We start from the raw sequence: 1,848 nt of genomic DNA, 5'->3' as shown, positions 1-1,848 counted from the left end.
GTCTTGTGTCGATCCTGTATAGGTTTCATTTTTTACAAATAAGGAGCTAATCTTGTCGTAACTCCATTGATTACCAACAAGACTTGCCCACTGGTTATACAACTCTTTACTCCCACGTACGGCGTACATGTCACTAATTTCTGAACTTCCCCCTATGGCGCGACCATTTGTTGCAATAAGTGTACGTGCAATAGTTGATTCTAGTTCAGAAGTAACATTAAAGCTAAACCTGTTACCTCGGGTTGTATTAATGGCGGCAAGAACGCTAGGGTTACTTAGCTCATTCGTCATATTTGTTCCTGCTTCTAGCACTAGTACAGAAGTACTTTTGTCATCCGTTAATTCTTTGGCGATTACCCCTCCAGCAGTTCCGGCACCAATCACGATATAATCAAATTTGGTAGGGTCTATTGGTTTTATAGGCTCTGGAAATTCACAAGGAAATGCACAAGGAAATAATGAATAAGGAAATTCACAAGGATTAAAACAATTTCTATTTTTTGATGGCATAAATAATCAAGCTCCTTTTTTGCATTTAGTATATTAAATGTAAAAAAGAATCTGTCTCTTGTACCAGTGTCTTAATTTTTATAAAAAATGTATGTTCTATACATGTAAAGTGAACATAACGCATCATTATCAATAGACAACAATGGATAGAATTTTCGTTTTGGGGGGATTTTGATTCTTTAGCTTGATGGCGATGGGATAGCATCACACATCCATCACCTTAAGCATTTAGGCTATTCTTAAGGTTAAAAGCAAGAATTGTCTTTATTTGCTGAAGAGTCATATCGATATATGTTTTTCGTTATACGTCATCAATTACCTGTAGAAGGAAGTAGGGAGTTGGAAAAAATTCCAAAAACAATCGTAATAATGTATAATTAACATATTTAAATGATATTAAAAGGAGATGAGTTTTTGGAATTAGATAAATCAAGAGATAATATAGCTATAAGAGGTAAACGGGGGTTACATTTTATTCTTGCTTCAATAATTATTTGGAGTTCTGTCTTAACCGTATGGTTACTTCCGATAAAAGAGGTATTAACAAAGAATTTATTAACATTTTGTTTTACTGCATCGCTTCTGCCAATTGCTTTTGTAATATCTAAATTAATTAAAGCAGAATTTTCAACTAAAGATAATCCGTTAAACACTTTAGGAATAATATTTTCTTGTAATCAACTTCTATATATTTTAATTGCAATGTGGATTTATCAAGCAGTTCCTGAAAAAATGGTTATGGTATTAGCCATAATATTTGGAGCACATTTATTACCTTTTGGGTGGCTATATAAATCTAAAGCATACTTTGTAATGGCTATAGTTGTTTCTTTAACATCTTTGATAGTAGGAATCATTTTTAGTCCGGTCATAGTGTCAATCGTTATGATATCTTTAGAAATTATATTCTCTATCTGGTTAATTTTTGAAATTAAGGCTTCAGGGAATAGAGTATAGCGTATCAGTTAGGTTCTATTCAATAAATATTGAGGTTGCTATTATACCATTATTTTATATTAAATATAGTTTTAAATTATTAAGAGTTCCTACTATTCTTAAGTTGATGGATGTGGGATAGCATCACATCACCATCAAGCTAATATTTTCATATCCCCCTAAATTAAAATTTTCTTTCTCTACAGATAGTTATTCTGAGAAGCCGCTCATTTTTTCGTTTTGGGGGCATTTCTTTTTCTTAAGTTGATGGGCATGTATGGTGACCCCTATTAGACGATAGTGAATTAACAATTTCGGGGTTCAGTTCAACTTTATTCAAAATAAGATTTTTTTGCAGTAAAATCAATGTTAGTGGAACTTTATTAATCAAACTTTTTTCTA

General features: G+C 32.1%; 2 protein-coding genes. One reads left to right on the top strand and one right to left on the bottom strand.

The window, feature by feature from the left end:
- A partial coding sequence (locus V7038_RS29450) for a GMC family oxidoreductase N-terminal domain-containing protein (RefSeq protein ID WP_335696093.1) occupies positions 1-510 on the bottom strand: 510 nt, incomplete at its 3' end.
- A 414-nt stretch (positions 511-924) separates the two neighbouring features.
- On the opposite strand from V7038_RS29450, the gene V7038_RS29445 reads away from it, so the two are divergent.
- A complete protein-coding gene (locus V7038_RS29445; RefSeq protein ID WP_070157362.1) occupies positions 925-1,467 on the top strand; it encodes a DUF7010 family protein in 543 nt (180 codons plus the stop codon).
- Positions 1,468-1,848: the final 381 nt, after the last annotated feature.

Source organism: Bacillus sp. JJ783 (assembly GCF_036963225.1).
In the GTDB taxonomy this organism is placed as follows: Bacteria; Bacillota; Bacilli; order Bacillales; family Bacillaceae_G; genus Bacillus_A; species Bacillus_A cereus_U.
This window is presented reverse-complemented; position numbering and strand designations above follow the sequence as displayed.